The 23773-nt window shown below is 71.6% G+C and carries 25 protein-coding genes and 1 pseudogene; 14 read left to right on the top strand and 12 right to left on the bottom strand.

All coding sequences use genetic code 11. The features are described 5' to 3' along the window. Positions 1 to 94: 94 nt before the first annotated feature. Both AB0E85_RS36980 and AB0E85_RS36985 read right to left on the bottom strand, forming a co-directional pair. Positions 95 to 622, bottom strand: coding sequence for a DUF4232 domain-containing protein (locus AB0E85_RS36980; protein ID WP_361936886.1), 528 nt, complete (start codon positions 620 to 622; stop codon positions 95 to 97). 191 nt (positions 623 to 813) lie between these two features. After that, positions 814 to 1782 (bottom strand): WYL domain-containing protein, encoded by a 969-nt coding sequence (locus AB0E85_RS36985; RefSeq protein WP_361936888.1) that lies wholly within the window; start codon positions 1780 to 1782, stop codon positions 814 to 816. Between the two features lie 134 nt (positions 1783 to 1916). Between AB0E85_RS36985 and AB0E85_RS36990 the strand changes: the two genes are divergently transcribed. Beyond that, entirely contained in the window at positions 1917 to 2312 is a 396-nt protein-coding gene (locus AB0E85_RS36990) for a RidA family protein (protein ID WP_361936930.1), read from the top strand. 64 nt (positions 2313 to 2376) lie between these two features. Further along, positions 2377 to 2868, top strand: coding sequence for a DUF488 domain-containing protein (locus tag AB0E85_RS36995; protein WP_361936890.1), 492 nt, complete (start codon positions 2377 to 2379; stop codon positions 2866 to 2868). 30 nt (positions 2869 to 2898) lie between these two features. Here AB0E85_RS36995 and AB0E85_RS37000 read toward each other — a convergent pair whose 3' ends face one another. After that, positions 2899 to 3363: a MarR family transcriptional regulator gene (locus AB0E85_RS37000; RefSeq protein ID WP_361936892.1), complete on the bottom strand. Its 465-nt coding sequence runs from the start codon at positions 3361 to 3363 to the stop codon at positions 2899 to 2901. A gap of 97 nt (positions 3364 to 3460) precedes the next feature. On the opposite strand from AB0E85_RS37000, the gene AB0E85_RS37005 reads away from it, so the two are divergent. Then, positions 3461 to 4099 carry a maleylpyruvate isomerase family mycothiol-dependent enzyme gene (locus AB0E85_RS37005; protein ID WP_361936932.1) on the top strand — a complete coding sequence of 213 codons (639 nt, stop codon included), beginning with the start codon at positions 3461 to 3463 and terminating at the stop codon, positions 4097 to 4099. A 74-nt stretch (positions 4100 to 4173) separates the two neighbouring features. On the opposite strand, the gene AB0E85_RS37010 is transcribed toward AB0E85_RS37005, so the two are convergent. Further along, positions 4174 to 4737, bottom strand: a complete 564-nt coding sequence (locus AB0E85_RS37010) for a nuclear transport factor 2 family protein (RefSeq protein ID WP_361936894.1) — start codon at positions 4735 to 4737, stop codon at positions 4174 to 4176. On the opposite strand from AB0E85_RS37010, the gene AB0E85_RS37015 reads away from it, so the two are divergent. The 3 genes from AB0E85_RS37015 to AB0E85_RS37025 all read left to right on the top strand — a co-directional run bounded on the left by AB0E85_RS37015 (position 4736) and on the right by AB0E85_RS37025 (position 6662). Continuing rightward, on the top strand, positions 4736 to 5503 hold the full coding sequence (locus tag AB0E85_RS37015; RefSeq protein WP_361936896.1) for a class I SAM-dependent methyltransferase: 768 nt from the start codon (positions 4736 to 4738) through the stop codon (positions 5501 to 5503). The genes AB0E85_RS37010 and AB0E85_RS37015 overlap by 2 nt on opposite strands. Positions 5504 to 5615: 112 nt before the next feature. After that, positions 5616 to 6335, top strand: coding sequence for a hypothetical protein (locus AB0E85_RS37020; RefSeq protein ID WP_361936898.1), 720 nt, complete (start codon positions 5616 to 5618; stop codon positions 6333 to 6335). A 33-nt stretch (positions 6336 to 6368) separates the two neighbouring features. Continuing rightward, entirely contained in the window at positions 6369 to 6662 is a 294-nt protein-coding gene (locus AB0E85_RS37025) for a hypothetical protein (protein WP_361936900.1), read from the top strand. 40 nt (positions 6663 to 6702) lie between these two features. Here the strand turns inward: AB0E85_RS37025 and AB0E85_RS37030 are convergent, their stop codons facing one another. Both AB0E85_RS37030 and AB0E85_RS37035 read right to left on the bottom strand, forming a co-directional pair. Further along, positions 6703 to 6876, bottom strand: a complete 174-nt coding sequence (locus tag AB0E85_RS37030) for a hypothetical protein (RefSeq protein ID WP_359635151.1) — start codon at positions 6874 to 6876, stop codon at positions 6703 to 6705. A gap of 21 nt (positions 6877 to 6897) precedes the next feature. Further along, positions 6898 to 7473: a dihydrofolate reductase family protein gene (locus tag AB0E85_RS37035; protein ID WP_361936903.1), complete on the bottom strand. Its 576-nt coding sequence runs from the start codon at positions 7471 to 7473 to the stop codon at positions 6898 to 6900. Positions 7474 to 7655: 182 nt separating this feature from the next. Between AB0E85_RS37035 and AB0E85_RS37040 the strand changes: the two genes are divergently transcribed. Genes AB0E85_RS37040 through AB0E85_RS37050 form a run of 3 tightly spaced genes read left to right on the top strand, consistent with a single transcriptional unit; the run spans position 7656 to position 9769 of the window. Further along, on the top strand, positions 7656 to 8753 hold the full coding sequence (locus tag AB0E85_RS37040) for a barstar family protein (protein ID WP_361936905.1): 1098 nt from the start codon (positions 7656 to 7658) through the stop codon (positions 8751 to 8753). Continuing rightward, positions 8750 to 8920 carry a hypothetical protein gene (locus AB0E85_RS37045; protein WP_361936907.1) on the top strand — a complete coding sequence of 57 codons (171 nt, stop codon included), beginning with the start codon at positions 8750 to 8752 and terminating at the stop codon, positions 8918 to 8920. Before AB0E85_RS37040 ends, AB0E85_RS37045 begins: the two co-directional genes overlap by 4 nt. 51 nt (positions 8921 to 8971) lie before the next feature. Then, positions 8972 to 9769 (top strand): inositol monophosphatase family protein, encoded by a 798-nt coding sequence (locus AB0E85_RS37050; RefSeq protein WP_361936909.1) that lies wholly within the window; start codon positions 8972 to 8974, stop codon positions 9767 to 9769. Between the two features lie 57 nt (positions 9770 to 9826). Here the strand turns inward: AB0E85_RS37050 and AB0E85_RS37055 are convergent, their stop codons facing one another. Further along, positions 9827 to 10240 (bottom strand): hypothetical protein, encoded by a 414-nt coding sequence (locus tag AB0E85_RS37055; protein ID WP_361936911.1) that lies wholly within the window; start codon positions 10238 to 10240, stop codon positions 9827 to 9829. 24 nt (positions 10241 to 10264) lie between these two features. Beyond that, a pseudogene (locus AB0E85_RS37060) lies at positions 10265 to 11263 on the bottom strand (NAD(P)-dependent oxidoreductase); the annotation flags it as partial. Positions 11264 to 11346: 83 nt separating this feature from the next. On the opposite strand from AB0E85_RS37060, the gene AB0E85_RS37065 reads away from it, so the two are divergent. Beyond that, a complete protein-coding gene (locus tag AB0E85_RS37065) occupies positions 11347 to 11946 on the top strand; it encodes a TetR/AcrR family transcriptional regulator (RefSeq protein WP_361936913.1) in 600 nt (199 codons plus the stop codon). Between the two features lie 129 nt (positions 11947 to 12075). Here the strand turns inward: AB0E85_RS37065 and AB0E85_RS37070 are convergent, their stop codons facing one another. Continuing rightward, positions 12076 to 12609 carry a GNAT family N-acetyltransferase gene (locus tag AB0E85_RS37070; RefSeq protein WP_361936915.1) on the bottom strand — a complete coding sequence of 178 codons (534 nt, stop codon included), beginning with the start codon at positions 12607 to 12609 and terminating at the stop codon, positions 12076 to 12078. A 204-nt stretch (positions 12610 to 12813) separates the two neighbouring features. Beyond that, a complete protein-coding gene (locus tag AB0E85_RS37075) occupies positions 12814 to 13557 on the bottom strand; it encodes a YoaK family protein (RefSeq protein ID WP_361936917.1) in 744 nt (247 codons plus the stop codon). Between the two features lie 396 nt (positions 13558 to 13953). On the opposite strand from AB0E85_RS37075, the gene AB0E85_RS37080 reads away from it, so the two are divergent. Together AB0E85_RS37080 and AB0E85_RS37085 are read left to right on the top strand one after the other, a co-directional pair. Further along, entirely contained in the window at positions 13954 to 16035 is a 2082-nt protein-coding gene (locus AB0E85_RS37080) for a SpoIIE family protein phosphatase (RefSeq protein WP_361936919.1), read from the top strand. Positions 16036 to 16199: 164 nt separating this feature from the next. Next, positions 16200 to 18350 (top strand): SpoIIE family protein phosphatase, encoded by a 2151-nt coding sequence (locus AB0E85_RS37085; protein ID WP_361936921.1) that lies wholly within the window; start codon positions 16200 to 16202, stop codon positions 18348 to 18350. A gap of 27 nt (positions 18351 to 18377) precedes the next feature. Here AB0E85_RS37085 and AB0E85_RS37090 read toward each other — a convergent pair whose 3' ends face one another. Then, positions 18378 to 19565 carry a type III polyketide synthase gene (locus tag AB0E85_RS37090; RefSeq protein WP_361936923.1) on the bottom strand — a complete coding sequence of 396 codons (1188 nt, stop codon included), beginning with the start codon at positions 19563 to 19565 and terminating at the stop codon, positions 18378 to 18380. An 835-nt stretch (positions 19566 to 20400) separates the two neighbouring features. Here AB0E85_RS37090 and AB0E85_RS37095 point away from each other — a divergent pair. Continuing rightward, a complete protein-coding gene (locus AB0E85_RS37095; RefSeq protein ID WP_361936925.1) occupies positions 20401 to 22380 on the top strand; it encodes a glycosyltransferase family 2 protein in 1980 nt (659 codons plus the stop codon). Here the strand turns inward: AB0E85_RS37095 and AB0E85_RS37100 are convergent. Then, positions 22343 to 23257 carry an NAD-dependent protein deacetylase gene (locus tag AB0E85_RS37100; RefSeq protein WP_361936927.1) on the bottom strand — a complete coding sequence of 305 codons (915 nt, stop codon included), beginning with the start codon at positions 23255 to 23257 and terminating at the stop codon, positions 22343 to 22345. The two genes, AB0E85_RS37095 and AB0E85_RS37100, sit on opposite strands and share 38 nt — an antisense overlap. Positions 23258 to 23437: 180 nt before the next feature. Between AB0E85_RS37100 and AB0E85_RS37105 the strand changes: the two genes are divergently transcribed. Then, the gene (locus tag AB0E85_RS37105; RefSeq protein ID WP_142166232.1) at positions 23438 to 23716 is read left to right on the top strand and encodes a GlsB/YeaQ/YmgE family stress response membrane protein; all 279 of its coding nucleotides are present in this window, start codon (positions 23438 to 23440) and stop codon (positions 23714 to 23716) included. The last annotated feature ends 57 nt before the right edge of the window (positions 23717 to 23773 follow it).

A 23773-nucleotide genomic window follows, 5' to 3' on the forward strand; every position in this document is an offset into this window, starting at 1 on the left:
CCTCCCCTCGTCTTTTCTTTTTTGTTCTTCTATCGGGTGCCCCCCCGCCTTTTGGTGTGTCCTCGGACCGGGGCGCGACCGGTGCCCGGGGGCGTCAGCCGGAGAAGGGGACCGCGTCGGCGGGGTCGGCGTGCCAGTTGGTGGCGGTGGGCCGGTCGACCGTGGCGGTCTCGGGAAGCGCGAGGGTGACGGCGTTGGTCTCGTCGCCTGCGACGGCGAGGTGGAGGTGGTCGAACTCCCTGCCGTGGTCGTTGTCCGTCGTCTTGGGGTTGATGCCGGCGTAGGCGGCGGTGGAGCCGGTCAGGGTGACCCCGTCGCCGACGGCGTGCTCGGCCGGCGACACCTCGGTGTCGGCGGAGGAGCCGAAGGAGGCTGAGGGGAAGACACCCTCCAGCTGACAGGTCACGCCGGACTTGGCCTTGGCGGTGACGAGGAAGTAGCCGCCCGCCTGCGTCTTCAGACTGACCTTGTACGTCAGGTCTGTGGTCACGCAGGCCCGCACGGCGGTGCTTCGGCTGTCGGCGGTGGCCGTGGCCGTGGCGGTCGTGGTGGCGGTGACGGCCACCGCGGCGACCGCGGCCAGAGCGAGGCGGGCAAAGGGGGCGGCAAAGCGCGAGCGCATGCGAAATCTCCATGGTGCGAAGTGGGTTGTCCGGCAAGCCGCTCGGACGTCATCAGCCTGTTCCGCGATGCGTCCCGGCCGCCACAGGAGACGGTCACTTCGGGACGCCGGAACGCTGGAACGGGCGCTGACCAGCACAGATGCCGACTGCCTGGAACGGTATGCCGGGACGTGGAGGGGTGGCCGGCCGCCTATGTGTCTGCGTACCGGGCGGCCATCGCGGCGGCGCGGTCGCGCAAGGCGGTGCGCAACGCCCCCGGAGCCAGGGCTTCCGCGTCCGTGCCGAGCTGCCACAGTGCCCACTCGGCGTGTCGTAGATCCTGGAACGTCACCTCCAGCCGCAGCTGGCCGTCGCCGTCGAGCTCCGCGGTGCGGACGGCCACCGCCGAACTCAGCAGTTCTTCCCGCCGCTTCGGCTCCACCCGCACCAGCACGGCGATGTGGTCGTCGGACAGGAACCGGGCACAGCGTTCCCGCCAGACCCGGTCCAGATCGACCCGGTCCGGTCGCTGCGCGGCTTCCGGGAGTTCCTCGGCCGCCAGCACCCGCGACAGCCGGTAGGTGCGGTCCGCGCCGGATCTCGTGGCCAGCAAGTAGCCCCGGTCGCGCACGGTGACCAGGCCGATGGGGTCCACCGTGCGCCACTGCGGTGACTGACCCGCGGCCGTGTAGTGGAGGCGCAGTCTGTGTCCGGCGAGCACCGCGCGCCGGATCTCGGACATGGCCGCGTCGGAGACCTCGTCGGTGACCGCCCGGCGTGAGAGCAGGTCGGTCTCCGGCTCGACGAGGAATCGCCGGGCCGCGTCGCTCGCGGTGGCCTGATGGGGTTCCGGCAGCGCGTCGACCACCTTGCGCAGGGCCGAAGCGAGTGCCGGGCCGAGGCCGAACACCTGCTCACCGCGCCCCGGTCCGGCAGTCAGCAGAGCAAGCGCCTCGTCGTGGTTCAGGCCGGTGAGCTCGGTCCGGAAACCGGGCAGCAGCGCGAACCCGCCGTGCCGGCCGCGTTCGGCGTAGACCGGGACGCCGGCTGCCGACAGCGCCTCGATGTCCCGCAGCACCGTACGGGTGGACACCTCCAGCTCACGGGCCAGCGTGTCGGCGGTCAGCCGACCGCGCTGACGCAGCAGCAGCACCAGCGAGACCAGCCGATCGGCGCGCATACGAGGACCTTAACGAATACATGACCGAAGGTGTCGTGATTCGTTGGAAGGCTCTTCAGCAGCGGCGTCCACGACGGTGGCAACCGCCTGTGGACGCCCGCACCTCCCATGACCCGAATGGAGCGGATGTGGCAGTGGAACGAACGGCGATCAACCCGGTGACGTGGTCGGCCGAGATGGGGTTCAACCAGGGTGAGGTCGTCTCCGGGCACACCCGGACCCTGTACTGCTCCGGACAGACCGCGATGGATGGCGACGGCAAGCCCCGACACGACGGTGACATGGCCGCACAAGTGGCGCTGAGCCTGGACAACCTGGAGGCCGTGCTCCGCGAGGCCGGCATGTCCCTCGCGAACCTCGTCCGGCTCAATGTCTACACCACCGACGTCGATCTGCTGTTCCCGCACTACGGAGTGCTGGCGTCGCGGCTCGGCGCCGCCGGGGTGGCACCGGCCACCACCATGCTCGGGGTGACACGGCTGGCCGTCCCCGGTCAGATGGTGGAACTTGAGGGAACCGCCGTCGCATGACGCGACCTCGCCGCTCGTGCTGCTCGTGCCGGCCGCACCGGCACGAGCGGCGGGCAGATGGGTGATGGCGATGCTCGAAATGGTGACGATCGGCGTCTACGGCTTCGACCGTGACTCCTTCCTGCGCCGACTGCGGCGCGCGGACGTCCGCCTCCTGCTCGACGTACGTCAGCGCCGCGGCGTCCGCGGACCCGAGTACGCCTGGGCGAACTCCCTGCGGCTGCAAGCCGCCCTCGCCCACGCCGGGATCGCCTACGAGCACCACCCCGAACTCGCACCGACCACCGAACTGCGCCACCTCCAGTACGCCGAGGACGCCCGTCAAGGGGTCGGCAGACGCTCGCGCCGCGAACTCTCCGCCGAGTACACCCGCCGCTACACGGCCGAGATCCTCGACCACGCCGACCTGGCACCGATCGTGTCGGCGCTGCCGAACAGCGGCGTCGCAGCGCTCTTCTGCGTCGAACGCGATCCGGAAGCGTGCCACCGCTCGTTGATCGCGATGCGCCTGGCCGAGCGGTACCACGTCACGATCGAGCACCTGCGCCCGTGGTGAGGGCGGGCCGGGTGTCCGCGTGGAGCAGCCTCAGGCCCACGGGTCGGTGATCTGCCTGAGCAGGGTGAGCGCTTCGCGCAGCTGCTTCATCCGCCGCTTGCCCAGGTGCTCCTCCCACTCCCCCTCCACCTCGGCCACCACCGCGTCGGCGACCTCCTTGGCCGCCCAGGCCTTCTCCGCGCCGCGGACGAGACGGGCCCGCCTGTCGGTCGGGTCGGGCACCCGGGTCACGTAGCCGGCCTTCTCCAGCTGGTCGACGAGGAAGCCCGCCGTCTGCTTGGTGATCTGGGCTTGCTCGGCGAGTTCGGTGAGGCGCGTGCCCTCCGGGCCGATGCGCTGCATGACCCGGGCCTGGGCGGGCGTGAAGTCGTCGAACCCGGCCTCGGCGAGCGCGGCGAAGACGCGGTTCTCCAGGGCCCGGTACGGCAGGAACATGAGCACCCCCGTGTTCAGGTCGCTCTCCGTCGCCGGCGTCGGCTCGCTTCCCGCACCCATGGCCGGTGGACACCCCGCTCCTCTTGACAGTAGTCAGCTGCTCTGACTAATTTGGTCAGAGAAGCTTACCATTTGGGTGGGTGATGTCGTGAGTGCAGTGCTGGACACCGACGAGCTCTGGCGGATCGTCGACCAGGAGCGGACGACCCTGGCCGATCTGCTGGACGGCTTGAGCCCCGAGGAATGGGAGACACCTACGCGGTGCGGGGACTGGCGCGTGCGGGACGTGGCAGCGCATCTGACCATCGCGGCGCGCTACTCGCACCGGCAGGTCGTACGGGAGATGGTCCGGGCCCGAGGGAACTGGAACCGGATGATCCACGACTCGGCGGTGCGTGAAGGGGCGCTGCCCGTCGCCGAGATCGCCGTCAACCTCCGCTCGATCGTCGGCTCCCGCCGCCTGGCGCCCACCACCTCGCCCCGCGAGCCGCTCCTCGACCTCCTCGTCCACGGGCAGGACATCGCCCTGGCACTCGGCCGGACGCGCCGGATGCCCCCGGCCGCCGCCCGTGACGCCGCGGACCGGGTGTGGACCATGCGCATCCCGCCCCGCCCGTGGCCCCTGCCGAAGGCCCGGCTCGTCGCCACCGACATCGAGTTCACGCGCGGGGCCGGCCCGGAGGTCCGCGGTCCGATCGCGGCCCTGCTCCTGGTGCTCACCGGCCGCCAGGAGGCGGCGGGGGAGTGGGCCGAACGCGCCGGGGAGTCGTGGACGGGGCTCGCGACGCCCCGGTGAGGCACCGATCGGCGAGAGTGGGCGGCGCCGGCGGGGGTCACCGGCCGGGGGTCACCGGCCGGGGGTGAGCACGCTCACCCGGTCACCGCGTCGCCGTGCCGATGCGCCACCCTCCACTCGCCCTCTTCTCGGCGGTACACCTGAGTGACCCGCAACGTGTAGGTACGCGGCTCCCCGTCGACGGAGGCGGAGGTGTGCTCAAGGCCGGCCGTGTAGGCCATGTCGTCCGAAACGCCGTACGCCTTCAGTTCGAACACGTACGAGGTGCAGTCGGAGAAGCTCCTCCCCAGCTCCGTGAAGAGCCCGTCCAGCTCCTGTTGCCCGAAGGCGTTCCGCCACGCCCCCAGGACGCTCACGGGCTCGTTGCGCGACCAGAGCGCCCGGCGGGGAGAGGCGTCTCCGTTGTGCAGCGCGAGCTCCGCCTCGTACAGGGCGGTCGTGACCCACGTCAGGAAGTCGTCACGGTCGGTCATGCCTTCATCATGAGCCCGGACCTGCGCGTCGGCCGCGATTTCGAGCGGGTGTCCGCCGTCGGCCAGGGTGCGTCCGAGGGCCGCCACCTGCCTCGCCCCGACCAGGTCCTCGACGACATCCCCGACCGCCCGTCCCTGGTGCCCGTGTGCCAGGATGCTCGGCATGTCCGGTCGAGCGCTGAGCTTCGGAGGGGTCGCGGAAGCCTACGAGCGGTACCGGCCCGGGTACCCCGTGGAGCTGTTCGAGATGGTGATGGCGTATGCGGGCCGCCCGGTTCGGACGGCCCTCGAGATCGGTGCCGGGACGGGCAAGGCAACCCGGTTGTTCGCCCGGCGGGGGATCGCGGTCACCGCGACCGAGCCCGACGGGTCCATGCTCGCCGAACTGCACAAGCACGTGCCGGCGAACGTCGCGACGGTGCAGACCGCGTTCGAGGACCTGCGGCCGGGGGAGCGCCACGGGCTGGTCTACGCGGCGGCGTCGCTGCACTGGACGAACCCGGAGGGCCGCTGGCCACGCATCGCCGCGCTACTGGAGCCGGGAGGCGTGTTCGCCTCGTTCGGCGGGCCGTTCCGGCTGACCGACCCGGCCGTGCGGGAAGCCGTCCACGCGGCGAGGGCACCGTTCCTGGAGAGCGACGAGATTCCGTCCCCGGACGGCACCCCTCCCGGACATGAGATGCAGTGGCCGGGGAGCGAGCTGCAACGGTCCGAGTGGTTCACCGACGTCCAGCAGGCCGTGATCGAACGGCAGGTGACGATGACCGCCCGCGACTACGTCGGGCAACTGTCCACCATCTCGGCCTATCTCGTCCTGCCGGTCTCGGTGCGAGAGCAGGTGTTCAGCCGGATCCGGCAGGTCCTCCCGGAGACGGTCGAGATGACGTCCGACATCACCGTCCATCTCGCGCGTCGGCGCCCCGGGGACTGAACCCGGCACTTGTCGGGCCGCGGACGCCCACCCGGGGCCCGAGTCTCACGCACAGCGCCTGATAGCCTGCGCTCTTCGCCGGTCACCCGGTCGGAGTCCCCCGCAGGTCGCCATGTCCCGCCACCAACAGCAACTCGCGACAGCGCTCGACGTCCTGGACCGCGCCTTCGCCTCGCAAACACCTTTCCCCGTCACCGGATGCACGTACTGCTACGGCGACGAGGACCTGGCCGAACTCTCCGGACCGCTCGACCTGATAAGCGACGACCTGTTGTGCGCCGTCGCCGCGGAAGTCCCCAGCCACTGGGACGACTTCCCACGTCTCTACCGCCGCCTCGCCCCGCGCATCATCCGCTCCGCCGTCACCGGGCGGCTCCACGTCGACGAGAACCTCATCGCCTCTCGCCTGGTCGAGGCGGAGTGGACCACCTGGGACGCGCCGCTGACCGGCGCACTTCACGACGTCTGGGCCGCCTGGTGGCGAGCCACCCTGCACAGCCGTCCCGGTCCCGTCTCCGTCAGGCAGACCCTCAGCCTCGTCACCGTCGCCACCGGTGCCCTGCGCCCCTGGCTCGACATCTGGACCGCCACCCGCACCGAAGCCGCCGACGCGCAACTGGCCGACTTCGTCGACGACGTGCTGGTCGAGTACGAGATCACCGAGCTGCACATGGGCTTCTACGACGAGTACGACGCCTCCGCCGAGCTGCTGAGCTGGCTGCTGACCGAGGTGCGCGACCGTGTCGACGACGCCCGCCTCGACGAGCCGTACCTCCTCTCGCACCACCGTCCGGGCGTGGACGCGATACAGGAAACCGGCGAGGGCTGCTGATAGGCGGTTGCCGATCGGGGTACCTGCGTCGGCATGGCTACCGAAAACGATCACGCTGAATCCGTACGGGCCCTGCGGCAGCTGCGCCGGATGCGCACGTTCTACGCCGGGGGAGCGGTGCTGTGGGCCGTTTCGGCCGTGTCGGCTGGGTGGGACGCCCCCGGCAGCAGGCAGATGTGGGTCTCGGTGGCGTTCCTGGTGGTCTTCGCCGCTCTGCTCGGCATGGCGTCCGTCTGGCTGAGGCGTCATCAGGCCGACCATCCGGCCGAGCCCGCGCATCACGCCGCTCCGCGCAGGCCGACGTGGCGCCGCCACGCCAACGCCTAGGTGTATTGCCCCGCAGGGTTGTTCAGGCGGGTCGATACACCTAGGACGGGCGGAAGTCGCCCGGGCGGTCGCGACGGAGTTCCTCGTACCGCTGGGCGTAGGCGTCGAGTGCCTGATGGATCGTGCAGCCGAACGTCTCGCGGATCGTTGCGATCGCGGCGATGCTCCGGTGCGCCAGGATGTCGTGGTCCACGCTCGCGGGCAGTTGGTCCATAGGCGTGAGGTTACCGGGCGGTCAGTGCAGAGTGGGGCGGTAAACCAGCTCTTGGATGTGTCCGTCGAGCGTCCGGTTCTCGACCAGCTCCAGATCGAAGTCCGCGGCGTCCTCGAAGATCCGGTCCAGCCCGCTCCGGCCGGTGATGACGGGGAAGAGTGTCACCTGCAAGCGGTCCACCAGTCCCGCCGCCATCAGCGCCCGGTTCAACGACAGACTCCCGTGGGAGCGCAACGGCACCTCAGACTCCTCCTTGAGCCGGGCGACGACCTCGACGGCGTCACCGCTGACGAGTGTCGCGTCGGGCCAGTCGAGGGGGCCTTCCAACGTCCTCGACACCACCGTCGCCGGCAGGTTCCGCATCCGTGTCACCCACGGGTCGCGCACATCGGATTCCTCGGTGCTCGAAGCCAGCATCTGTGTGAAGGCCCGGTACGTACGGGCCCCGAAGACCATCCGCTGCTCCTCGCCGTAGAGGGCGAGGCGGTGGTCGAGCAGCTCGGGGCCCTGCTTGCCCCAGTAGCCGGTCCAGTCGGCGCCGGCGGCGCCGTAGCCGTCGAGGCTGGAGAAGACGTCGAAGGTGTAGGGGGCGGACATGTGGCTCTCCTCGCGTGCGGTGGGCCGGTCGAATCACCGGCGGGTGATCTTCTTCGCGTCCGAATGCGTTCCGGTGACCGTCGCACCCTTGGACCCGGCACACTGGCGCAACTCATCGCTCCGACGCCGCGTGTGGCCCCCCGATCGCTCGAACGGCGGAGACAGACGGACCTGATCGAGGCATGATTCCCACCGTGCAGGGAGGCGGAGGACAAGGCGGCAGGTGGCGGTACGCCCTGACGGAGTCGGAGCGCGGCCACGTCTGGGGAGTCTGTGCCGAGGTGGAGGGACTCTTCAGGGAGCCCGGGCGCGCGACGTACGAACTCTTCGACTGGGAGCCGGACGGCGCAGAGGTGCGCGGCTGGGTCGGATGCCGGGTGTGGCTGGTACCGGAGGACAAGGCTGTCGACCCATGGCTGCTGGAGGACGCGGAGAGCCCCGGACAGCGACGGCGGGCGGAAACCCTCGTGCTGACGGGCCTGGACGACTACATGGGTCCGCCGGAAGGGCACCGGGCTCCGGTCCGCCTCCACGACGGGTACCGATGGCTGGGCTCATGCCGGGAGTTCACGCGCGTCCTGCCGGACGAGCAGGCCGCCCCCTCGCTCGTCCTGCGGGGCCTCTCCCCGGGCGACCGGCTGCGCCAGGCCCTGGCGACGGGCACCCGGCGCGCCCTGGACCTGGACGAGGCCTGGCTGGAGATCCGGGACGACAGCGGCGAGCCGTTCACCGACCGGCTGCTGCGGCCCAGGATCCGTGCGTGGCGCCCGTCCTCCCGAGGACCGGACCTGATCGACCTGGAACTCGACGCAGAGCTCGACAGACCCGTCCCCGGATACGCCCGTCCCCTCTGGGACCGCTGGCTCGTCGGCCCGCCGGAGGCCCCCGGCGGATGGGTCGGCCTGGACACCCGGGAGCGCGAGGCCTGGCTCGAACTCGTCCGCGACCGGGGCTGCCGAGTCCAGCACCGGGCCCGGCCGGCCGGGCAGCCGTACGAACTGGACGGCCGCCACATCACCGACGAGCCCAGCCTCTACCTGGCACTCGGCGAGGCCTTCAACGGGCCGGGAGGCTACTTCGGCGCCTGCCTGGCCGCCCTGGCGGACTGCCTCGGGGGCGACTTCGGGTACACCGCCCCCGCAACTCTCCTCTGGCGAGACATCGTACCGGCACGCGAGCATCTCTCTCAGCTCCTGACCGCAGAGGGCGAACCGTACGACCTGGTCGCCCTGGTCCTCGAAGTCCTGGCGGAAGGCGGGATACGCGTCACCTGCGCGTGAACGTGACCGGGGGCGAAGCCCGCCCGCGCAAGCGGTCGGGCCACCACACGGAGCAGACCCAGCCGTCCGAGGAGCAGAACAGCGGCTCGGGCCTGGCGCCGGCGCTGGGCGCGCTGCCGGGCACGGTCAGCGGCTGCCCGGTCTCCTTCGCGCTGTCCCGTGCCTGACGGCACATCGTCCTCGCCGGGGCGGAGGTCGGCCTCGCTAGCCTGCACGGCATGACCAACTCATCTGCGAGCGATGCCGAAGTCGCGACAAGCGGGGCGCGGGCCGGTGCGGCGGTGGTGCGCGACATGTACGGCCGGCGACTCAGCCGCATCGACAAGGGCGCAGGGGACTTCGCCACCGCCGCCGATGTGGAGGCCGAGAAGGCGATCCTCGCCGTCATCCGTGCCGCACGCCCCGATGACGCGGTACTAGGCGAGGAAGGCGGGCAGCAGGGCGCGGCCGGTGCCCGGCGCCAGTGGCTGGTGGATCCCCTGTGCGGCACGCTCAACTACGCCGTCGGCACCATGCTGGTGGCCGTCAACGTGGCGCTGCGCGACGGGGCGGCGGCGGTGGCCGACCCGTTCAGCGGCGAGGTCTTCGTCACCGACGGGGAGACCGCCTGGGTACGGCGTGACGGCGCCGATGACGTGCTGCTGACGCCCACGCCCGCCACCCGCCTGGTGGACGTCAACCTGGATCCGCCGTTCCCGAACGCGCCCGGGTTCCGGGCCGCCGACCTGCTGGCCCACCCTGAGTTCGTCGCACGCTTCAGGCCGCGTGTCGTCTCGACGTCACTGGCGCTGGCCTGGGTCGCGGCCGGCAAGCGTGCCGCCTATGTCACCGATGGCGGCGGCCTGTCCGGCAGCGTGCATTTCGCGGCAGGGATCGCATTGTGCCGGGCGGCCGGCTGCGTTGTCACCGGGATCGACGGTGCCCCGCTGGAGGAGTCGGGCCGTGGACTCGTGGTCGCTGCCGACGAGGAGAGCCACGCGCTGTTGATGTCGATGACGGGCGGCCGAGCCCGGTGATCTGCCGGCATGGGCTTCGCCGCGTGACTGCCGGACAGGCCGGGTCCCGTCCCGTGCTCAGCAGAAGACGAGCGGGAGGTCCTTGTCGACGCAGTACCTCATGACGTCGATCAGCCGGCGGGTGTCATCGATACGGCGTAGGAGGATGGGATCGTCTGCGGCGTGTGGCCGCTCTTGGATGATTTCCTCCAGCCGGGGCAGCATGGCGGCGCATCGAGCGGGTGCGAGGTCACCCTCGTGGTCCGGGTGGTCGAGCAGCGGTGCCAGAGTGGTGGTCAGGCTGCTCCACGGCCGGCTTCCCCCGAAGCCGGCCATCTCCGCGAGGGCGAATCCCTCGGTCCGGGCCAGCCATTCCCTGAACAGCCTGAACCCGTAGTACGACCACGAGATGTCCGGGCTTGTCATGTCGTCGTTCGCTGGGCAGAGCATGAGCCCCATCCGGTCGGCCCTCCTTGCGCGCTCGGCACCCATGAGTAGCAGTAGTCTCCACCCGGCCTAGGCAGATGTGCCTGCGATTTTGTCCGCCGCACCGGCCGCACCGGCCGCACCGGCCGCGCCGTCGGTCCGAGCCTCCAGAGCGCGCAGGACGGCGGCCATGTCCTCACCACCATGACCCCGTTGGACGGTCTCGGCGTAGAGGGCGTGGCACACGTCCAGGAGCGGGGACGCCAGGTTCGCCTCGCGGGCGGCCTCGGCGATGAGGCGGTTGTTCTTCAGGACGTCCGCGGCGGCCGCCTGGACCGAGAAGTCGCGCTCCAGCAGCTTCGAGACCTTGACCCGGGAGACGGCACTGGCCATGGGGCCGGCGTCCAGGACATCCCGGAAGAGACGCTGATCAAGCCCGTGCCGCTCGGCGAAGTGGAATGCCTCGGCAAGGCCTGTGACCACGGTGATCAGGAACAGGTTCACCGAGAACTTCAGCTGCAACGCACCCGGGACGGCCCCGCACACGAACGTCTCCCGGCACATCGGACCGAGCAGGGGCCGTACGGTCGTCACGGCGTCGCCGTCGCCCGCCAGCATGCCCACCAGCTCGCCCCGTTCGGCAGGGACGCGGCTGCCGGAGACCGGGGCCTCGACGTAACGCCCGCCCGCGGTCCGGATGTCGTCCTGGAGGCCGCGGGAGTACTCGGCCGAGGTCGTGCCCATGTGGACGACGGTCCGACCGGCGACACGCTGGGCGAAGCCCGGGGTGCCGCGCCCCAGCACCGCGTTCACGGCCGTCTCGTCGGACAGCATGAGGAACACGGGGTCCGCCCGGCGGAAGACCTCGGCGCTGCTCAGCGCCACCTCGGCGCCGGCGGTATGCAGCGGCTCGCACCGCCCGGGAGTGCGGTTCCAGACGACGAGCCGTGTCCCGGCACGGGCGAGGTTCAGAGCCATGGGCTGCCCCATGACCCCGAGCCCGATGAAACCGACGTACATCACGCACCGCCTCCTCCGGCCCGTGCCGAGGCCGTGGCCGAGCCGCCACCACCGCCCTCGGCTATGACAGCGGTCATAGTAGCCGTGCTTATGACGGCGGTCATAGAGTGGAGGCCGGGAAAGCCGCGCGAGCGAGTTGACGGAGGCCGATGATGGCGAAGGCCGAGCGGGGGCCGCGCGAGCGGATGGTCTTCAGCGCGGCTCAGCTCATCCGACGCGACGGAGTCGTCTCCACCGGCATGCGCGAAGTCGCCCTCGACGCCGGCGCGCCCCGCGGTTCGCTCCAGCACTACTTTCCCGGCGGCAAGGCTCAGTTGGTCGACGAGGCGGTGGGCTGGGCAGGTGACTACGCGGCAGGCCGTGTCGCGCGTTTCCTGGCCGCGCTGCCCGAGCCGACGCCGAGCGGGCTGTTCGCCTCGATGGTGCGCCAGTGGACCGACGAGTACGAGGCCGACGGCTTCGCGGGCGGCTGCCCGGTGGCGGCCGCCCTGGTGGACTGCGGGGAGTCGGTCCCCTCCACGCGGAAGGCCGCATCGGCCGCGTTCGCCACCTGGACCGGTGCGGTCGCCCGCGCCCTGGCCGACATGGGCGTTCCCGGGGAACGGGCCGGGGCGCTCGCCACGCTCATGATCAGCAGCCTGGAGGGTGCGATCCTGCTCGCCCGGGCCGAGCGTGACGTCCGAGCCCTGACGACCGTGGCCCGCGAACTCGGTCCTGTCCTCGACGCGGCCGTGCGCACGCAGGACGGCTGAACGGCCGGCTGCGGGGCGTTTGCGCCGGGCGGACTCGCGGCGTGGGGGAGCGCGGAGGCGTTCGTGTCGGCGCAGGCCGGTCGGACCGGCCCGCACAACAACGGCGAGCGCGCCGGCCGCACGCCGGAGCTACCCCTCGTACTGCGTGAGGTCGATGCCGTACACCGTGAGGTCGTGGCCGTGGGCCGCGTGCTGAGCCGTGCCCTCCGGCTCCATGCCGAGTTTGCCGAGGACATTGGCGGAGGCTCTGTCGCCCGTGCGGCACACGGCTGCCACCCGGTCCAGGCCGCGGTCCTGGAGGGCGAACTCCAGGGTGGCGTGCGCCGCTTCCGACGCGTATCCCTGTCCCCAGAAGACCCGCCCGAGCCGCCAGTTGATCGCCACCTGGCCGGCGATCTCGGCCGGAGCGTCGGCCACGGACAGACCGACGGCGCCCACCAGCTCGCCGGCGCCCAGGAGTTCGACGGCGAACATCCCGAACCCCTCCTCGTCCCACTCCTCCTCCCAGGTCTCGATGTCCTGGGCGGTCTGCTCCGGGGAGCGCGGCGTGCCGTCGCCGATGCGCTGCATCACCACCGGATCGGCGTGGATCTCGGACAGCGGAACGAGGTCGTCGTCCAGCCACCGGCGCAGGAGGAGGCGGGGTGTGCGGATGTCGGTCATGATCCCATCCTGCCGTCGCGGCGAGGGCAGCGCGAACCGCGGCGCCACGCCCCGGTGGTGTGCCGGGCCGGCAGCGTTCACGCCCCGAGGCCGGACTCGGGACGGGCACCACGATCTGAGGGTGCCGATCGCATACGAGCGGCGGGCGGACTTCGACGACGCTGTGCTCGACGCGCTGCATGCTGATCGCACAACCGCCGAGGCTCATGGACCGCCCGGGGCCCCATCCCTCACGCCCGGTCGTACGGCCAGGCCCGCCGCCGCGAGGAGCAGCACGGCCGATGCGATGACGAGCAGCGCTCGCCCCGTGCCCAGCGGCACCAGCAGGAGCGTGCCGAGCACACCACCGCCGAAGATCCCGCCCACGGTGGCCGTCCACCTGGTTCTGGCCAGGCGCTGCTTCGCGGTCATCCCGCGCAGCGCTGACCGGGGGCGTCTCAGCACGTCGTTGAGGAGCTCGGCGATGGCGGTCTGGCTCAGCAGCGTCGGCATGCCCGGCACGTGGACGCGCAGGGCGGTCGAGGCCCGTACTCCCATGCCCAGGGCGACGAGTGCGACGACCCCGCGGTCGTCCTGGGCGGGAACGGCCCCGGTGCCGTGTTTCGCCAGGGCCAGAACACCGGCGCACACCAGCAGTACCGCCTCGCAGACGAGCCCGACCGGGAACCATCGGCGTCCGCGGTCCGCGAGCCACTTCAGCACGACGTCGGCGACGGCCGCTCCGGCCATGAACGCGCCGATCGCGATGGCGGGCCGCGCCACCGGGACATCGCCCTCCCCGGCGAGCGCGAACGACAGGAAGAGCACGTTGCCGGTCGCCAGTGCGCAGAAGACCTTCCCCATGGTCAGGAAGCTCACGGCGTCGACCGCACCCGCCAGCACGGTGAGCACGGTCATGACGGCAACCCGCCGGGCATCGGTCGCCAGGACCGGGGACACATCGGACATGCGGCCAGTGTGGCCAGCAGTGACGGCCCATCACCGGACCGGGACCGGGACACGCGGTCAGTGGCCTCCTCCCCGCTCGCCCGCCTGGGGCGGGAGCTCCCGGTCCCGCACGCCGGGCCGCCCGGGGGTGATCTCCTCGGCCGGAGCCGGCGGGTGTGGAAGGGTGGAAGGGTGAGGAACGACCCAGCCAGCCGGGCACGCGTGATCTTCGTTCCGGTCGCCCGGGGCCGTGAGGTCCGACTGCGCACGGCGCCCGCCCGGCGCGTCCCCTGGCCGTCCGCAGGTCGCGTAGCGCATCGTGAACGGGTTGCTGACCTGCACGGAGACCGCCGTGGACGTCTGCTGAGGCAGGCGGGTGCGCGCCGGTGAGGTCGACAGGCCTAAGGGGCGAATGTGATGAGCCGAGCGAAGCAGCCTCCGGAGCGGGCGGCTGATCCGGAGAAGGCGGCATCGGACCCGAGCGGGCTGATGGACCTGCTGGGCGTCGCCGCGGTGCTCGTGGAGGCCGACGGCCGGATCGACATGTGGAGTCCCCAGGCCGAGGAACTGTTCGGCTACACCGGCGACGAAGCGGTCGGCCAGGACGCGGCCATCCTGCTTCTCCATCCCGCAGACCGCAAGGCCGGGATGGGACTGTTCGCCAAGGTGATGGAGACCGGCCTGCCCTGGGCGGGCCCCTTCCCCGTCCGGCTCAAGGACGGCAGCACCCGGACCATCGAGTTCCGCAACATGCGGCTGACGGACAACCTCGGCGATCACTACGCGCTGGGGCTGGCCACCGACAGGGCCACGGTGCGGCAGGTGGAACGCGAGGTGGCCCTGTCGAGCCAGCTGGTTACCCAGGCGCCGATCGGCCTGTCCGTGCTGGACACCCAGCTGCGGTACGTGGCCGTCAACGGGGCCCTCGCCTCGATGCACGGCGTCCCCCAAGCCGACCACGTGGGCCGCCACTTCCGGGAGATCCTGCCCGGCGCGCCCTTCACGACCGCGGAGAACCAGATGCGGGAGGTCCTGGAGACCGGCCGTCCCATGGTGGACGAGCAGGTGGTGGGCCGTACCCGCGCCGACCCGGACAACGACCACGCCTGGGCCGTGTCGCTCTACCGGCTGGAGGACCACGGCGGACACGTGCTCGGGATCGCCAACGTGGTGGTGGACGTCACCGACCGGTACGAAGCAGCCAGACAGGCCGACCGGGCCCAGCAGCGTCTGCGCCTGATGGCCGACGGCTCGGCCCGCATCGGGACCACCCTGGAGGTGGGGCGGACCGCCGAGGAACTGGCGGACGTCCTGGTCCCGGACCTGGCCGACATGATCGCGGTGGACATCCTGGACTCCGTCCTGCGGACGGGCCGCCCGGACCGCGGCGAGGGCCCGGCCCTCTTCCGTGCCCTGGCGGTCAAGACCGCCTACCCCACCGGCGCCTCCGAGGCGATCATCGCGCCCGGCCACCTCACCACCTACCACGCGGACCACCCGGCGGCCCATTGCCTGCGCACCCGCAAGCCCCTGCTGATCACCCACCTCGACAGCGGCGATCTCAGCCGCATCGCGGCCGACGACGCCGCCGCCGGCCTGCTCGCCGAAGCCGGTGTCCACACCGACATGGCCGTCCCCCTCATCGCGCGCGGCGAGATCATCGGCGTGATGGGCCTGGCCCGTGCGCGCAACCCCCAGCCCTTCGACGAGGACGATCTCACCCTCGCCTGCGAACTGGCCTCGGCCGCCGCGCTCAGCATCGACAACGCCGTCCTGCACCAGCACATCCGCAGCGCCGCCGAAACCCTCCAGCGCAGCCTGCTGCCCCAGCCCTCGCCCCGCCGCCCCGGCCTGGAGATCGCTGCCCGGTACCGGCCCGCCCAGGCCTTCAGCGAAGTCGGCGGCGACTGGTACGACGTCCTGCCCCTCAGCGGTGACCGGACCGCCCTGGCAGTGGGCGATGTCATGGGCAGCGGCATCCCGGCCGCCACCGCCATGGGCCGGCTGCGCACCGCCACCTCCACCCTCGCCGACCTCGACCTCGCCCCGAGCCGGATCCTCACCCACCTCGACAAGATCACCCAGGGCCTGGACCCGTACATCGCCACGTGTGTGTACGCGGTCTACGACCCGCACCACTCCCGCCTGCACGTCGCCTGCGCCGGTCACCTGCCCCCGGTCCTGGTGCGGGCCGGCCGGCCGCCCGAACTGCTCGACCTGCCCACCGGCACCCCGCTCGGAGTCGGCAGTGGTCCCTTCGAGACCGCCGCCCTCACCATGAACCCCGGCGATCAACTCGTCCTGTACACCGACGGCCTGGTGGAGACCCGCGACGACCCCATCGACCAGCGGCTGGACGACCTCCTGCACCTGCTGTCCCCGCCCTGCCGCTCCGCGGAGGAGACCTGCGACCTGCTGCTCCGGCAACTGCGCGGCCCCGCCGACCACGACGACGTCGCGCTGCTCATCGCCCAGGCGCGGCCCCTTGCCGGGCCCTGACGGCGACGTCCGCTCCGGACGGCCGACGTAGGCGCATTCGCTGGTGTGTGCGAAGCCGCCCGCGGTGTTATTCAATGAGGTGTGTGGTCAGGGAGCTCGGGGCCCCGACCGCACGGGTCCGGACCCGGCCCCGGCACCGCGCCGGGGATTGCTGAGAGAGCCGCATGGACTCCACACCCTCGCCCTCGTCCTCCTCGGCGTTCGACCTGGTCAGCCGTGCCCTCGGGCGTTACATCCCGCAAGGCGGAGCGGCATCGGCCGAACCGCGGGGTGACCGCACCACGCGCCGGCAGGTGCCCGACCACTCGGCGGCCGGCGGTCAGGAGCAGATCCTCGGCGCGGTCAACCTGGACGTGGACCTGATCATCACCCGCTGCAATCTGGAAGCGCCCGTGTTCGCGGGTCTGGACGCGGCGGCGGGGCGGCCGTTCGTCGATCTCCTGCCCCCCGGGGACGTACCGACGGTGACACGGCGGTTGCGACAGGTCGTGGAGAGCGGTGAGGCGCATGTCGCGCGCATCCAGCGCCTGCGGCGCCACGACGGGTCGGAGCTGGTCGTCTCGATGAGCATCCTGCCCTCCGCGGCGCCGGAGGGCGGCCTGACGGTCTCCGTGATCGCCATGGCCAGAAGACTGCACCTCTACGCCGCCGAGACCGCGATCGGCACCTCGCTGGACGTCGGCGAGACCGCACAGTCGCTGGCGGAGTCCTTGCTGGCCTGGGGAGACGTGGCCGCCGTGGACCTCGACTTCGCCGTGTGGACGGGGGAGGGAGTCTCCGGCAGGGCACACGGGCGCATCCGGCTGCGGAGGGCGGCCCTCGTACCGGACCGGGTGTGGCCCGAGGGCTACATGACCCCGGGGGACGATCTGCCCGGCGACGCCAGTCGCCTGCTCGCCCAGGCGGTGCTGCGCGACGATGCCCCGCAGACCATCGTCATACCCGACGGTGAGGCGGTCGAGCGGGTCTTCGACAGCCCACGCGTGGCGCGTGCCCTGGTGCCCGGAGACCTCTCGGCAGGTGTGGTGTGCATACCGCTCGTCCTCGACAGTACGCCGCCCGTCGTGCTGGGCGTGGCGGAGGTCTGGCGGCGGGCGGACTGCCCCTTCCGCGACAGCGAGCTGTTCGACCTGCAGGAGCTGGTGGCCAGGACCGCCCACCACGTCGATCTCGCCCGACAGCACCAGCGCGAGCACACGCAGGTGCTGGCCTTGCAGCGCCGGCTCCTGCCCCGGGCCGGTGGCGACACCATCGAGATCGCCAGCGTCTACCAGCCCGCCACCCCCGACAGCGCGGGCGTCGGCGGCGACTGGGTGAACAGCTTCCCGCTGCCCGACGGGCGTACCGCGCTGGTGGTGGGTGACGTCGTGGGGCACGGACTGGGTGCCGCCGCGACCATGGGCCAGCTGAGCATGGAAGCCCGCGCGCTGCTCTCCGCGGGGCTCGCACCCGACCAGGTGCTGGAGCACCTGGACGAGACGGTGACGGTCCTGGACGACGCCGAGTCCGGGCTGGCGGCCGGCTACAGCGCCCTCGGGTCGACCTGCTGCATCGCCCTCTACGACCCGGTCGGCCACCACGTGACGCTGTCCAGCGCAGGCCACCTCCCCCCGATCCTGGTCTCCCCGGACGGGCGGGCGGGGCCCCTCGCGATCCGCCCTCACCCCGGCCTGGGGGCCGAGTTCGCGCTACGGGAGCCGTTCGACGTGTACACCGTCGGCGTACCGCCCGGCTCCGTGCTCGCGCTCTACACCGACGGCCTGGTGGAGGACCCCGCCCTGTCGATCGACGAGGGCATGGGCAGGCTGGCGGACGCGGTGGCCTCGGTGCATCCCTGGGACACCCTCCAGCGGGCCGCCCGGCACGTCGTTTCCACCCTGGCGCCCGCGCCACAGCGGGACGACGTGACGCTGCTGCTCGCGCGCATGATCGGTTACCGCAAGGGGGACACGGCGACCTGGCGGCTGGCCGCCCGCGACGACGCCCCGGCCCGGGCCCGTGAGCACGTCTCCGCGCTGCTGAGGCAGTGGCGCACCAGGGACGACACCCGGCAGAGCGCGATGCTGCTGGTCAGTGAGCTGGTCACGAACGCGGTGCGCTTTTCCACCGGCCCCATCACGGTGCGGCTGATCAGGGCCGGGCACGGCCTGCTGTGCGAGGTGGGAGACACCGGGAACGGCAGGCCGAGGCTGAGGCGAGCCGATCTGCTCGACGACGGTGGCCGCGGCCTGAGCATCGTGCACCGGCTCACCACCCGGTGGGGGGTGCGGTGGACGGACACGGGCAAGGTCGTCTGGGCGGAAGTGGCGCGGTGACGCGGCACGCACCGGAGGTTCAGCGCTCTACAGCCACTGCCCTTCGAGGGCCGTCGCGGTGAGCCCCGGTGCCGCCGCGTACAGAACGGCGCGGTTCCCGGGCTTCTGCTGCCCCGCGTCGTGCGCCCGCCGCAGGATGTCGAAGACGGCGGCCCCTCCGCGGTTGCCGCTGGTGTAGCTGTCCCGGCTGTAGTCGAGGAGCCCCGGCGGCCACGTGTCGGGCATCGTCTGCTCCATGTACTCCAGCACCCTGGTGCCGCCGGGGTGCGCGAGCAGCACGTCGGGATGCCAGGCGTCGGGATCGTCCTGGTAGCGGGCGTGCAGCCACTCCCACATCGCGGTGACCGTCTCCTGTACGGCGCGCGGACCGCGCCGGTCCATCACGAAGTGGGTGCCGTCCGCCCGTGTCTCCAGGCGGTGCAGCTCCTGGGTGCCGGGCAGGGTGTGATGCCAGGCGGCGTCCAGCCGCAGCACCGCCTCGGGCCTCGGGCGCCCGGTGACCACCGCGGCCACGGCGGTGTCGGCGAACAGCAGCCGGACGATCAGGGACTCCAGGGTGTCGTCGGCGGGCTGGTAGGTCGTGCTCAGCGCCTCCGAGATGACGACCAGGACCACCCGGTCGGGGTCGGCGGCCACGAGGTCAGCGGCCAGCGCCAGTGAGCGGGTCCCCGCGATGCATGCCCATTGCGTGGCCGGCAGCAGCATCACGTCGCTGCGGAGCCGCAGCCTGTTGGCCAGGGTCATGTCCAGTCCCGGCAGCGCCGGAGTCGTGGAGTGACTGGTGATCAGACAGTCGACGTCCGAGACGTCCAGCCCGGCTGTCTGCAGGGCCCCGCGCGCGGCGCGCTCCCCGTACGCCTGCACGGCCTCCCAAGCCGGCGCGGTGCGCTCCTGGACGGTCTGCGGCGCGGGTATGGACTCCAGGGCGGCGGCCACGCGGTCCACGTCCTGCCGGCTGAACCCGCCGCGTAGCAGCGCCTGTTGAGTGGGCTCGACGCCTACGGCCCGCAGGCCGTCGCCCTTGCCGGGCGCGACGGCGGTCTCCAGTGGCAGCATCCAGCCACGGGTCTCGATGCCGGTGCTCGCCGCGATGCCGTCGATCCGCGGCGCCCACGCCGCATCGGGGTGCCGGTCGCGCACCTCCGCCACGATCTCACTGGTCTTCACGGCGTGCTCGCCGTGGATCACGGCAGGCGGGCAGAGGTACGCGGCCATGATGGGGCACCTTCCAGAGGGGACAGGGAGAATGTCACGAGTGCTGTGTCATGGGTCACTTTGGAACTCAGCGCCCAAGAGGATGCCGGTGAACACCCTTTCGGGGCCCGGTGTCCGTTTCGAGCATGGAGGCCAAAGGGACATTTCCGCTGTGATGCAGACAACTTAGGCGCATGTTGGTTGGTGTGACGCGTCTCACGTCCGAACCGATTCCGGCTTGTTGCGGAAGTGGCGGAGCAGCGGGGGCTGTTCGGCCAAGCGGTAGCGCCAGATCCGCACTTCTTCGCGCTGATCGGGCAGCCGTCGGCCAGTTGGAGCGCTTGCTCGGCGACCTGACGCGGGCTCATGCCGCGACAGGGGCCCCGTGCTGGGAGACCAGCCGGGCGTCTCGGCGAAGCGGAGAGAGCACTGCCTCCCCTTCGGCAGCCCCCGGCGCGACGACAGGCGATAGGGGACAGGCTGGGGACCGGGTCCGGGTCCGGGTCCGGGACCGGGAGCCCCGGCACCGGTGACCGCACCCGGGCTGCGTGTTTCCTGGCCCCGCTCACCGTTTGCGCCAGGACACGGGGGAGGTGTCGACCGGCCCGCATCTGTTCCATGCCGAGGACGCGCTGCGACAGGCACAGAGGGAGGACGTTCCGGAGGGGAGCCGACACGCACCCGAACGGGTGGTTCCCGCACTCCGACGGCGTAGGGCGAAGCCCCGTGCAGGGGCGTGGCAGCGGCCCGCGCCGGAAGCTCCATGGAGCCGCTCGCCCGAATCCGGACTGCCTTCCTCATCCCCGCACCCCTCCACGGCCCGGAGTCCATCATGTCCCGTAGGAACCCTCCCCGCGTGAGCGTGATCATCCCCGCCTACAACGCGATGCCGGAACTGACGAAGTGCGTCACGTCCGTCATGGAGCAGACGCTCGGACCGGACAAGATCGAGATCATCGCGGTCGACGACGGCTCCACCGACGGCACCGGAAGCGAACTGGACCGCCTCGCACGGACCCGCTCCGGCCTCCGCGTCGTCCACCGGCCCAACAGCGGAGGAGCCGGAGTCCCCCGCAACACCGGCCTGGGCCTGGCCGGCGGCGACTACGTCTTCTTCCTCGACTCCGACGACTACCTCGGCCCGGACGCCCTGCGCCGCATGGTCGCGATGGCGGACGAGAACCGAACCGACGTGGTCCTCGGCAAGATGGTGTCGGTCGGCGGACGTGCCGTGCCGACGGCCGTCTTCTCGCACAACCAGCCCCGGACGGACGTCTTCTCGTCCCACGCCTACCGCACCCTGGGCTGCTGGAAGCTGTTCCGGCGCTCGCTGATCGAACGGCTGGAGCTGAGGTTTCCGCCGTACCGCAACTGCGAGGACAAGCCGTTCACCGCCGCCGCCTACCTCAACGCCGACGGCATCTCCGTGGTGGCCGACTACGACTGCTACTACTCCCGCAACCGTCAGAACGGCAACAACCTCACCCTCACCGCCGCCGACCTCGTCCACCGCATGGACGGCACCCGCCTGTGCTTCGAAACGGTCGCCCGCTACCTGGAACCCGGCCCGCGCCAGGACCGGATCATGCGCCGCCACGTGGAGTGGGAGCTGTGCGGGCCGCTGCGCGCTCTGCTGCCCCGGGAGAGCGAACAGCAGGCACGGGAGCACTTCTACCCGCAGTTCCGGGACTGGGCGCGGACCTATGTGAGCGACGGCGTCTTCCAGTTGATCGCGCCGCCGGACCGGCTGATCGTCCACCTCCTGCGCACGGACCGCTTCGAGGACCTCATGACCGTGGCCCGGCACGCCAAGGCGGACGCGGAGCGCGGTCACGTCGTCGACAAGGGCCGCGTCTACTGGGCCCACCCCTTCTTCCGCGACCCCGTGAAGGCGGTCCCGGACGTCTGCTTCGACACCACGGACCGCCTCCCGGTCCACCACGAACTGGCTGAAGCGGCCTGGACGGGCGACGGCGGTGTCCTCCGACTCGGCGGCCACGCCCGCATCGAGTCCCTGGGCGCCCTCCAGCCCACCACCCAACTGATCCTGCGCCCGAGCGGCTTCCGCCACCCGGACATCCGAGTGCCCGCCACCGTCGGCACCGCCCCGCACCACGGCGACGACCCGGCGGCCGGATTCACCGCCGACGTCGACCTGGCCACCGTGGACGCGGGCGCCCCGCTCGGCAGCGGCCGGTGGGACCTCTACCTGGATGTACACGCCCAGGGAGTCAGCCGAACCGTCAGACTCCGGCAGACCGGGACGGACGCGGAAGGCCGGAGAACCGCTCCACCGGAGCGAGAGTTGGCCACCGCCTCCCGGCGTGGGCACGAGCCCACCACCGTACGCCCCTTCTTCACGCCCCAGGGCGACTTCTCCCTGGACCTCCGGCCGACCGAGGCCGAGCCGGCGTGCGTCGTGACCGCAGTCGCCTGGGACACCGCCATCCCCGCCACCCTCGTCGTCAGCGGACGCCTGACCGACGAAGCCGCACGCCACCCCCGACCCGTCGCCCTGCGCGCCGAAGAGGACGCGGGCCCGGTCCGTGAGGTGCCCCTGCTGTACGCGCCGCACGGCAGCCGCACCTTCACCGCCCGCATGCCGGTCAGGGACCTGCGACCGGGGCGCTGGACACTGAGCCTCCGTACGGACGACCCGAAGAGCCCCGTTCCCGTCCCGACCCCGAAGGGACTGTCCGGCACCCGCTGGTATCGCGCCGCCCGGCTCGGCCGCCCCTACTACGCCAAACCGCTCTCCGGCAGCGCGAAACGACCCCTGGTGCTGCGCGTGGCGCCGGTCAGGCTGGCCGCTGCCCTCCGTCGACGCCTCGGCTGACGGGAATGCCCAGCCGGTGTGCGACGGCACCGAGGGCAGTGCCCAGCGGGAGGGACACCCTCGTGAGGGCGTACTGGTCACCCCTGGTCTGATCCCGGTTGACGATCAGCACCGGCTTCCCGGCCCGGGCCGCCTGGCGGACGAAGCGGAGCCCGGACATCACCGTCAACGAGGAGCCCAGGACCAGCAGCGAGGTCGCCCCGCGGACCAGCGCTCGGCAGTGCTCGACGCGCTGCGGCGGAACCGATTCGCCGAAGAACACGACGTCCGGTTTGAGAATGCCGCCGCAGACCGTGCAGGGAACCACCCGGAAGTCTGCGACCTGGTCGTCCGTGAGGTCGGCGTCACCGTCCGGGTTGATCCCGGCGGCCACGGGCGCGAACTCCGGGTTGGCCTCCTCCAGCCGCCGGGCGAGTTCGCGGCGCGGGCTGAAGGAGCCGCAGGAAAGGCAGACGACCCGCGCCAGGGTGCCGTGGAGTTCCACGATGTCGTCGCTGCCGGCGGCCTGGTGCAGGCCGTCCACGTTCTGGGTGATGACTCCCGAGAGCAGGCCGTGCCGACCGAAGGCCGCGACGGCCAGGTGCCCGGTGTTGGGACGGGCCCGTCCGAAGGTGCGCCAGCCGAGATGGCTGCGCGCCCAGTACCTGCGCCGGGCCCCGGCGCTTGCGGTGAACTCCTGGTAGGTCATCGGGGTGTGCCGGCTGAGGCTCCCTCCCTCACCCCGGTAGTCGGGGATGCCCGACTCCGTCGAGATGCCCGCTCCGCTGAGCACCAGCACTCCACCGGTGCTCAGCGCATCGGTGACCGGTCCCGGGTCCGACGTGGCGGGTGGCAGGTCCTCGGAAGGGGTCCAGCTCAGGGTGGGACGCATGCGCATGCAGTCAGGGTACGAAAGGGCACCCCCGCAAGGGGACCGCACGGCCGTCGCCGGGGCCCGACCGACGGCCGCCGCCCGCCACCGAGCCTGAGCCGATATCAGGCCGAGACGTTTGGCGGGGCGGGATCGGCGTACCCGATGACTTAACACAATCCTTATGCGACGAAGCGGAGACGGACCATGGGCATCATTGCTTGGATCATCATCGGGCTGCTCGCCGGCGCGATAGCCAAGGCCCTGATGCCGGGCAAGGACCCCGGCGGCATCATCATCACCATGCTCATCGGCATCGTCGGCGGTCTGCTCGGCGGCTGGCTCGGCAAGGTCATCTTCGGCGTGGACTCCATCGACGGGTTCTTCGACCTGTCCACGTGGATCGCGGCGGTCGTCGGCTCCCTCATCCTGCTCGCCCTCTACCGCGTCGTCACCGGCAACCGGCGTTCGCACCGCCACGCGTGACGCGTTGACGGCAGACACTCCGGACGCACGTCGACGGCTCCCGGCCCTGTTCACAGG

Origin of the sequence: Streptomyces sp. NPDC029044 (genome assembly GCF_040637495.1) — a bacterium.
Lineage (GTDB): Bacteria > Actinomycetota > Actinomycetes > Streptomycetales > Streptomycetaceae > Streptomyces.

Excerpts from the sequence above, each read along its gene's own strand:
- AB0E85_RS36980 (WP_361936886.1), bottom strand. The coding sequence starts at position 622 with ATGCGCTCGCGCTTTGCCGCCCCCTTTGCCCGCCTCGCTCTGGCCGCG.
- AB0E85_RS36985 (WP_361936888.1), bottom strand. The coding sequence starts at position 1,782 with ATGCGCGCCGATCGGCTGGTCTCGCTGGTGCTGCTGCTGCGTCAGCGC.
- AB0E85_RS36995 (WP_361936890.1), top strand. The coding sequence starts at position 2,377 with ATGGCGATGCTCGAAATGGTGACGATCGGCGTCTACGGCTTCGACCGT.
- AB0E85_RS37000 (WP_361936892.1), bottom strand. The coding sequence starts at position 3,363 with ATGGGTGCGGGAAGCGAGCCGACGCCGGCGACGGAGAGCGACCTGAAC.
- AB0E85_RS37015 (WP_361936896.1), top strand. The coding sequence starts at position 4,736 with ATGTCCGGTCGAGCGCTGAGCTTCGGAGGGGTCGCGGAAGCCTACGAG.
- AB0E85_RS37010 (WP_361936894.1), bottom strand. The coding sequence starts at position 4,737 with ATGCCGAGCATCCTGGCACACGGGCACCAGGGACGGGCGGTCGGGGAT.
- AB0E85_RS37020 (WP_361936898.1), top strand. The coding sequence starts at position 5,616 with ATGTCCCGCCACCAACAGCAACTCGCGACAGCGCTCGACGTCCTGGAC.
- AB0E85_RS37025 (WP_361936900.1), top strand. The coding sequence starts at position 6,369 with ATGGCTACCGAAAACGATCACGCTGAATCCGTACGGGCCCTGCGGCAG.
- AB0E85_RS37030 (WP_359635151.1), bottom strand. The coding sequence starts at position 6,876 with ATGGACCAACTGCCCGCGAGCGTGGACCACGACATCCTGGCGCACCGG.
- AB0E85_RS37035 (WP_361936903.1), bottom strand. The coding sequence starts at position 7,473 with ATGTCCGCCCCCTACACCTTCGACGTCTTCTCCAGCCTCGACGGCTAC.
- AB0E85_RS37040 (WP_361936905.1), top strand. The coding sequence starts at position 7,656 with ATGATTCCCACCGTGCAGGGAGGCGGAGGACAAGGCGGCAGGTGGCGG.
- AB0E85_RS37050 (WP_361936909.1), top strand. The coding sequence starts at position 8,972 with ATGACCAACTCATCTGCGAGCGATGCCGAAGTCGCGACAAGCGGGGCG.
- AB0E85_RS37055 (WP_361936911.1), bottom strand. The coding sequence starts at position 10,240 with ATGGGTGCCGAGCGCGCAAGGAGGGCCGACCGGATGGGGCTCATGCTC.
- AB0E85_RS37065 (WP_361936913.1), top strand. The coding sequence starts at position 11,347 with ATGGCGAAGGCCGAGCGGGGGCCGCGCGAGCGGATGGTCTTCAGCGCG.
- AB0E85_RS37070 (WP_361936915.1), bottom strand. The coding sequence starts at position 12,609 with ATGACCGACATCCGCACACCCCGCCTCCTCCTGCGCCGGTGGCTGGAC.
- AB0E85_RS37075 (WP_361936917.1), bottom strand. The coding sequence starts at position 13,557 with ATGTCCGATGTGTCCCCGGTCCTGGCGACCGATGCCCGGCGGGTTGCC.
- AB0E85_RS37080 (WP_361936919.1), top strand. The coding sequence starts at position 13,954 with ATGAGCCGAGCGAAGCAGCCTCCGGAGCGGGCGGCTGATCCGGAGAAG.
- AB0E85_RS37085 (WP_361936921.1), top strand. The coding sequence starts at position 16,200 with ATGGACTCCACACCCTCGCCCTCGTCCTCCTCGGCGTTCGACCTGGTC.
- AB0E85_RS37090 (WP_361936923.1), bottom strand. The coding sequence starts at position 19,565 with ATGGCCGCGTACCTCTGCCCGCCTGCCGTGATCCACGGCGAGCACGCC.
- AB0E85_RS37100 (WP_361936927.1), bottom strand. The coding sequence starts at position 23,257 with ATGCGCATGCGTCCCACCCTGAGCTGGACCCCTTCCGAGGACCTGCCA.
- AB0E85_RS37105 (WP_142166232.1), top strand. The coding sequence starts at position 23,438 with ATGGGCATCATTGCTTGGATCATCATCGGGCTGCTCGCCGGCGCGATA.